Below are 7,427 nucleotides of genomic sequence, written 5' to 3'. Positions count from 1 at the left end.
CACCTATTAAGATGGTTTGATTGCTATGCCCTTTATTTCTTGGCTGTCCTCTACTTATTTGTTTCAAACTTAAACCTCCATTTTTTCTATTCCGTTTGCCGGAACATAAAATCATACTACGGCAGAAGCTAAAAGCTCCGTTAAAAAACCGGAAAGCAAAACTGTAAAGAAAATTTGCTTCATCTCAAGTGCCAGCTTTGCCAATATAATACCGCACGTTGGTATGTATATTTTCAAAAATATATCTGCCCATTTTGCAGGGCAGAAATTTATGCATGGCATATAAAAAGCGCGCAGAACGTGCTTTTTATTGCCTGCTCTTTTGATAGATAGATGTCAGTTCTATCAATCTCTCCATCATTTTACTGTCTACGATATCCAGCCCAAATCCTTGCATCATCTGTCTGAATACCATAAACTTTCGGTAGGATTCATCCTCAGAACTGTCAAATATCATAGGATTCATCCAAACATTTGCCACAAGCAAAATCAGTTCTGCCAATTGCTCTGGGTAATCCGTTTGGATAGAGCCGTCTGAAATACCCTGCCTGATAATGGGCAAAATATAGTTCGGCGCAGCGTTATCTATGGTATCATGCAAAAGTCCGAAAAGAAGTTTCGGGTTATTCTGAAAATCCGGAGCTACTGTAAAAATATCATCCTGTACAAGCCGGCTGATGGATTCACGAAAAATTGTTTTCAACTTTTCTTTTCCGCTGAGGTCAGAACGGTCACGAATGGCTGCAAGCATCTGGTTCGATTCAACTGTCATTCTTTCCATAACAGCAACCAAAATATCTTCCTTTGACTTAAAATGATGATAGATGGCGCCTTTGCTAAGACCACCTAATTGATTGATAATATCCTGAATTGAAGTATGCTCATACCCCTTTTCCAAAAATAAGCGGAAAGCAACATCTAATACCAGATTAACAGTTTTTTCCGGATGCTTATTCCTTGCTATATTTCCTCACCTCCCCGGCATACCCTTGGTATGTATTTACATTATCATACTGTTGGTATGTTTGTCAAGATATTTGATATTGTATTTACATGTAAATCCCCCATGCTGCCAGTTCCTGCAAATTTGGGCGTCAGCACAAATTTGTCTGTGAAAAATTTATTTTTCACAGTAACACTACAGGCCACTATACATATACTTTTCCCTGAACTTCTTCGGCGTCTCTCCGGTATATTCCCGGAACATCTTTGTGAAATAGCTTTGGGAGGAAAAAGCAAACGCCGCGCTGACCGTAGCACATGAGCACTCCGAATCTAACAGCATATTTTCTGCGGCCCTTAGTTTGTTTTCCATAATATAATCCGTGATTGTCATTCCGGTCTCCTTTTTGAAAAGTGAGGAAAGATAATCAGGATTCTTCCCCAACCGCCCGGCGATATCGGTCACACGGATAGGACTATTTAAGTGATGGTGTATATAATCCATACACTTTACCACTGTTTTCGAATAGATTTTCTCTTTTTTCAGAGCTGACATATGCCTGGTAAAATATTCTATTGCCTCCTCATGGAGTTTTTCTACATCCTCAATCGTTTTACATTTATCCATCTGCTGAATATAATAATCACTGGTGGTATAGGCCGTTTCGCTGTTCATTCCCCGGTGATTGCAAATCGCATAACCAGTGTCATGGATGCTACAAACAGATATTTCATGTTCGTGAGCGGATCGTCTGAAAGATGTCCCTGTTTCCGTGCACAAAAAGTTCTGCGCGCTTCCTCCAGCGCCCGAAGATCTCCGTCCCGTACATGTCTGTATATACGCATTTCTTCTTCATAATCGCTGTGCCGGAAATTATGCTCCCTGTTCATAAATTCCATATAAGAAATCTGCTCTTTTATTTTCCTTCTCACTTTATCCCCCATGTATCCAATGCGCTCTATTATGCACAACTGTTTTCTGACGTATGAAATGAGTCAAATCGTATATCAGTATATTACCATTTTTCAAAGAATTTTAATATATCGTATTCCAATTTTATCATAATCTTCAATATATAAACGATCAAGGAGATCATATTTTAATCACACAGAAAGGAACGGACCATGAACAGAAAACGAAAAAAAACCAAACTGACCGGTACCATCTCCCGGGACGTACAGCCCTACGAAGTGGCCCACCGCAAAGTGGCGAAAGCCGCCGCTGAAGAAGGCTTTGTCCTTTTAAAAAACGATCATCAGGTACTGCCTGTGGCAAAAGGCTCCAAACTGGCGCTCTACGGCGCCGGCGCCTCCAATCCTATCAAAGGCGGAACCGGCTCAGGCGATGTCAACGAGCGTGAAGTTGTCAGCATTTACGATGGCTTAAAGCAGGCAGGCTACGAAATCACCACGGAAGACTGGATCGAAAATTTTAGGAAACAGTATGAACAGTCCCGTCTTGACTGGCGTCAGAAAATCTGGGATGAAGCGGACAAGACTGCTGACGATTCCATGTCCTTTTTCAACGCATACGCTTCCATGCAGTATGCCATACCCGCCGGCGATATCCCTGAAAAAACCGATGCACAGACGGCCGTGTATGTAATCAGCCGTATTGCCGGAGAAGCTGCCGACCGCTTTGACAAAGAAAGCGATTACTACTTAAATCAAAAAGAAGAAGAAATCTTAAAAACCATCTGCACACTTTACAAGGAAGTCATTCTCCTGATCAACTCAGGCGGCATTATTGACCTTTCCTTCCTGGATTCCTATGCCAATATTTCCGGTGTGGTTCTGATTTCCCAGCCGGGTATGGAAACCGGTCATGCGGTGGCCTCCCTCTTTACAGGAGAAGTGACTCCCAGTGGAAAGCTTACCGATACCTGGGCATACAAATATGAAGATTACCCTAACTCCAAAACCTTTTCCCACAATAACGGCAATGTACAGACAGAAAAATATGAGGAAGGCATTTATGTGGGCTACCGCTATTTTGACACTTTCCAAGTGCCGGTCCGTTATCCCTTTGGCTATGGACTGTCCTACACAGATTTCCACATTACCGTGAAAGGCATTGCCAAAGAAGCGGATGATTCTGTTTCCGTAACCCTTTCCGTTGCAAACACAGGCAGCGTCTACAGCGGCAAAGAAGTGGTTCAGCTCTATGTATCCTGCCCTCAGGAAAGTATGGAAAAGGAATACCGCCGTCTGGCCGGCTTTGCCAAGACAGCTCTCCTTGCTCCGGGACAGTCCCAGACGCTTACCATAAAGATTCCTCTCTATACATTGGCATCCTTCTGCCCAAAGACACCTGGGTGGATTCTTGAAAAAGGCGTTTACGGCCTGTTCGTTGGCAACAGCATCGCTGCTGCTGCTCTGGCAGGCACCCTCAATCTGGATGCAGACGTTTTACTTGTGAAGACAGAACATATTTGTCCTCTTAAGGAGGAACTGCAGGAGCTATCCGCTCCCAAGCAAGCCGTACAGGCGCTGAGAAATTCCTGGCTTGCACAGGCAGGTAGCGTACCTTCTCTTTCTATCGAAGCAGCTGTGCTGCAGACAAAAACGGTTGTTTACGGCAATGAAAAAGACAATATCTCACCTGAAGTATGGCAATTTGTAGATTCTCTTGACACCGAACAGCTAACGCTGCTGGCCACCGGCGATCCTGGCAAAAGCCAGAATGCTTCCGATGAACAAAAAGACAGCGCCCTTGGCAGTGCCGGTATCTCTGTGCCAGGCTCCGCAGCCCAGACAAGCAGCTGCGCTTTAAAAGACGGCAATCTGGCCCCAATCGTTCTGGCAGACGGCCCGGCAGGTTTAAGACTTCTGCAGAGCTATCCTGTTGTGGACGGTGAAATCCGGCCGGTTCCTTTCGAGATGAGCATAGAGCATGGTTTCCTTACCAGAAAGGTTGACCTTGATACTGATAACGCCGAACTTTATTATCAATACTGCACGGCTTTCCCCATCGGAACGCTGCTTGCCCAGACCTGGGATCGGGAATTGCTACAGGAAGTCGGAAAAGCCGTAGCGGAGGAAATGAACCTGTTCTGCGTAACGCTTTGGCTGGCACCGGGTATGAATATCCACCGCAATCCTCTGTGCGGCCGAAATTTTGAATATTATTCCGAGGATCCCCTTCTTTCCGGCAAGATGGCTGCTGCCATGACAGACGGCGTACAGTCCCTATACGGGTGCGGAACCACCATCAAGCATTTTGCATGCAATAACCAGGAGGACAACCGTATGGGTTCTGACTCTGTTATTTCCGAGCGTACCTTGCGCGAGATTTATCTGAAAGGATTTGAGATTGCCGTAAAAGAAAGCCAGCCTATGTCCATCATGACCAGCTATAATCTAATCAACGGCATCCATGCCGCCAACAATTATGATTTGTGCACCAAAGCGGCGCGGGATGAGTGGGGCTTTGCAGGTGTAATCATGACCGACTGGACCACCACCCAGAAAGGGCCTGACTGTACCGCATCCGGATGTATGCGGGCCGGAAACGATTTGGTTATGCCTGGCGTCCCAAATGACCATAAGGATATCAAGACTGCGCTCAAAGACGGAAGTCTTACTTTGGATCAGCTAAAGCTCAGTATCGCGCATCTGGTAAATATTGTGTGGAAATCTAATCGGTATGAAGCGGAATAAAGTTCCCCACAGGTATCAAAATGAATAAAATCTAGTGCTGACATACAAAAAATCCGCATTGGCCGGTATCACCAATGCGGATTTTTTAATACAATGGTTCTTATTGGGCTTATGATGTTCCTGTTTTTCTCCTGCTCCACAAAAGCGCCTCCTCTACCGCGCACATCTTATCCGCCAAACTTACAATTACCGCCTCCCGGCATTTCGGTATGTGCGTAATACGTATGGGCCACATATGGCTGTAAATAATATTTTTCTCTTTTGGACTCAGATAGAATATCCGCTCCGCATTGCCAAGGGCTGTTTCCGGATGTGTCCATCCATGCCGCCAGGGAGAAATCCCTGGGGCCGTGGCTTCATACAAGTAAAAATCATGGAGCATTGCGCCCCTGATGACAGCTTCCATATCCGCTCTGATCCCCATACGCTGTATCATCCAGATACTTTTCAAAGTCACATGGCGGCAATGGGAATAAGTATCTGCATTTCTGTGCTGTTTGTATTTTTTCATACGCCTCACCTCCGGATGTTTCATCATATAGCAAAGCGTATCATAAACTCTCTCCAATTGTTCTACCTTCCCTCCGTACTATTTTCCTAAAACTTTGTACCAAAACTAAGCATATCCTAAAATCTCTCTTTGTGCAATCCCTGGCCGCAGACAACTTTTTCCAGACAGCTATGATTAATATATTTTACAGATTATGGTGGAACGGTTAGTTGCTATTCACGGCCTGGAAGCCGCTCATAGTAATATTCGGGGCGATATTCTCCCCTCACACCTGAATCATGTTCTCACGCAGTGCGCAGTAAATACGCATTCCTGACCCATAAAAAGTAACAATGGTTACTCCTGCATAATTTTGTATTATCACCCCACATTGACATCATAATAAAGATTTTTTATAATTATCATATCTTTTTGTTCCAAAATATATGCCTTTCAGCGCTACGGAATATCTCCGACAAGCTCTAGTAAAAATAAAACCCTATTACAACAACGGTCAGCACGCTCTGTGAACTGACCTTAGTGAATAAAAAGGAGGTACCTTCTATGACTACAGAAAAAGACTGGATAAAAGATCTGGTTATTTACCAGATATACCCCCGCAGTTTCTATGATGCCAACGGAGACGGCATTGGGGATCTGCCCGGGGTATTGCAAAAGCTGGACTATCTTGAGGAGCTGGGCATAAACGCTATCTGGTTCTCACCGGTATACCGTTCCCCCAATGACGACAATGGCTACGATATCTCCGGCTATCAGGAAATCATGGCAGAATTTGGCACCATGGAGGACTGGGAGCGTCTGCGCGATGCCTGCAAGGAAAAAGGTATCCGCATCATCATGGATTTAGTGGTAAACCATTCCTCTGATGAACACCCCTGGTTTCTTGCATCCCGTTCGTCCCGTGACAATGATAAGAGCGAGTATTATATCTGGCGCGATGCGGTGGACGGACACGAGCCCAATAATTGGGCCTCCGCCTTTGGAGGAAGCGCCTGGGAATATGTACCGGAAAGAGATCAATATTATTTTCACTTTTTCTCCAAAAAACAGCCCGACCTGAACTGGGCCTGCCCAAAGCTGCGTGAAGAAATTCACCAGATGATAAACTGGTGGGTGGATAAAGGCGTAGACGGCTTCCGGGTAGATGCTATCAGCTATCTGGATAAACCTCAGGATTTTCCGGACTCTACCCAGCCAGCCCAGCCGGACGGGTACTCCTTCCCCGATATTCTGGCAGGCCGCCCTGGCACGCATGCCTATATTAGGGAGATGAATCAGCACATCTACGCTCCCCGCAATGTACTGACCGTAGGAGAGGTATCCGCTCCCACCGTAGAAGAATTAGGCAACTATGTGCGTACCAGCCGGGAAGAATTCGATATGGCCATCCCTTTTGTGCCGCCTATTGTGGAGATCGATACCTGGACACCGGAAAAGCTGCTGCACGACATTCAGGAAAGCTATGAAGCCCTGAAGGAAGATGGCTGGTGGGCACGTTTTTTCAGCAACCACGACAAACCCAGGCAGGTTTCTCTTTATGGTGATGACAGGGCATATTGGGAAGTTTCAGCCAAATTTCTGGCTATGTTCCTCCACACCCTGCCCGGTACCCCCTTTGTATATCAGGGCGAAGAGATTGGAATGACAAATGTAAAGCTCCCCTCCATAGAAGATTACAATGACCTGGACACCCTGAACATGTATAAGCAGGGCCTTCTTGCGGGCATGACGCCGGAAGCTGCCCTGGCCCGCGCCCAGCTGATTAGCCGGGACAATGCCCGTACCCCTATGCAGTGGGACAACTCTGCAAAAGGCGGCTTTACCACCGGCACTCCCTGGCTTTCGGTGAACCCCAATACAAAGGAAATTAATGTCAAAGCCCAGCGCCAGGACCCGTTTTCTATCTACCAGTGTTACCGTAATTTGATCGCCCTGCGCAAAAAATCTTCGGCCCTGGCCCGTGGAGATATGGCTTTTCTGGAAACAGGATGCAAAGAGCTCATAGCGTTTACCCGCAGCACGCCAGGCGAAACACTACTTATGTTCCACAACTTCTCCTCAAAGGAGCACGCCATCCCAGATGCCTTGCGAAAGGATGCCAAAAAGGCGCTGCTCTCCTCCTACGACCGGGAAGGAGGTTACAGAGGCCCTATGCTGCGGGCGTATGAGTCTGTGATTTTTCAGATGTAGCATGAGCCATCCTCTGTAATATGTGCGAACCATGCTTGCATGAATGAGTACATCTATCAGAGGATGGGCCAGGCGCCCGATTATCAGCTTCGTTAGCCGCTTTATCTTGTTGAAAAGCTGTCCA

The 7,427-nt window shown here is 46.1% G+C and carries 6 protein-coding genes; 2 read left to right on the top strand and 4 right to left on the bottom strand.

Going from position 1 to position 7,427, the window contains the following annotated elements; genetic code table 11:
- Nucleotides 1–307 precede the first annotated feature (307 nt).
- The 3 genes from D5281_RS17405 to D5281_RS17395 all read right to left on the bottom strand — a co-directional run bounded on the left by D5281_RS17405 (nucleotide 308) and on the right by D5281_RS17395 (nucleotide 1,875).
- Nucleotides 308–928 (bottom strand): TetR/AcrR family transcriptional regulator, encoded by a 621-nt coding sequence (locus D5281_RS17405; protein ID WP_160561375.1) that lies wholly within the window; start codon nucleotides 926–928, stop codon nucleotides 308–310.
- Between the two features lie 210 nt (nucleotides 929–1,138).
- Nucleotides 1,139–1,618 carry an AraC family transcriptional regulator gene (locus tag D5281_RS17400; RefSeq protein WP_160561374.1) on the bottom strand — a complete coding sequence of 160 codons (480 nt, stop codon included), beginning with the start codon at nucleotides 1,616–1,618 and terminating at the stop codon, nucleotides 1,139–1,141.
- The gene (locus D5281_RS17395) at nucleotides 1,615–1,875 is read right to left on the bottom strand and encodes a hypothetical protein (protein ID WP_160561371.1); all 261 of its coding nucleotides are present in this window, start codon (nucleotides 1,873–1,875) and stop codon (nucleotides 1,615–1,617) included. The genes D5281_RS17400 and D5281_RS17395 overlap by 4 nt, the downstream gene beginning before the upstream one ends.
- 192 nt (nucleotides 1,876–2,067) lie before the next feature.
- Here D5281_RS17395 and D5281_RS17390 point away from each other — a divergent pair, with 192 nt between their 5' ends.
- Complete coding sequence (locus D5281_RS17390) at nucleotides 2,068–4,602, top strand: glycoside hydrolase family 3 protein (RefSeq protein ID WP_160561370.1); 2,535 nt, start codon at nucleotides 2,068–2,070, stop codon at nucleotides 4,600–4,602.
- A gap of 109 nt (nucleotides 4,603–4,711) precedes the next feature.
- Here the strand turns inward: D5281_RS17390 and D5281_RS17385 are convergent, their stop codons facing one another.
- Nucleotides 4,712–5,113 (bottom strand): HD domain-containing protein, encoded by a 402-nt coding sequence (locus D5281_RS17385; protein ID WP_277935432.1) that lies wholly within the window; start codon nucleotides 5,111–5,113, stop codon nucleotides 4,712–4,714.
- A 543-nt stretch (nucleotides 5,114–5,656) separates the two neighbouring features.
- Here D5281_RS17385 and D5281_RS17380 point away from each other — a divergent pair.
- Nucleotides 5,657–7,303, top strand: a complete 1,647-nt coding sequence (locus D5281_RS17380) for an alpha-glucosidase (protein ID WP_160561369.1) — start codon at nucleotides 5,657–5,659, stop codon at nucleotides 7,301–7,303.
- The last annotated feature ends 124 nt before the right edge of the window (nucleotides 7,304–7,427 follow it).

Origin of the sequence: Parablautia muri (assembly GCF_009917485.1) — a bacterium.
GTDB lineage: Bacteria > Bacillota > Clostridia > Lachnospirales > Lachnospiraceae > Suilimivivens > Suilimivivens muri.
Note: the sequence above shows the minus strand (reverse complement) of the source record. Positions and strands in the feature narration are given on the sequence as shown.

What these genes read in the sequence shown, in the direction of transcription:
- D5281_RS17400 (WP_160561374.1), bottom strand. Translation starts at nt 1,618, where the DNA reads ATGAACAGCGAAACGGCCTATACCACCAGTGATTATTATATTCAGCAG.
- D5281_RS17390 (WP_160561370.1), top strand. Translation starts at nt 2,068, where the DNA reads ATGAACAGAAAACGAAAAAAAACCAAACTGACCGGTACCATCTCCCGG.
- D5281_RS17385 (WP_277935432.1), bottom strand. Translation starts at nt 5,113, where the DNA reads ATGAAAAAATACAAACAGCACAGAAATGCAGATACTTATTCCCATTGC.
- D5281_RS17380 (WP_160561369.1), top strand. Translation starts at nt 5,657, where the DNA reads ATGACTACAGAAAAAGACTGGATAAAAGATCTGGTTATTTACCAGATA.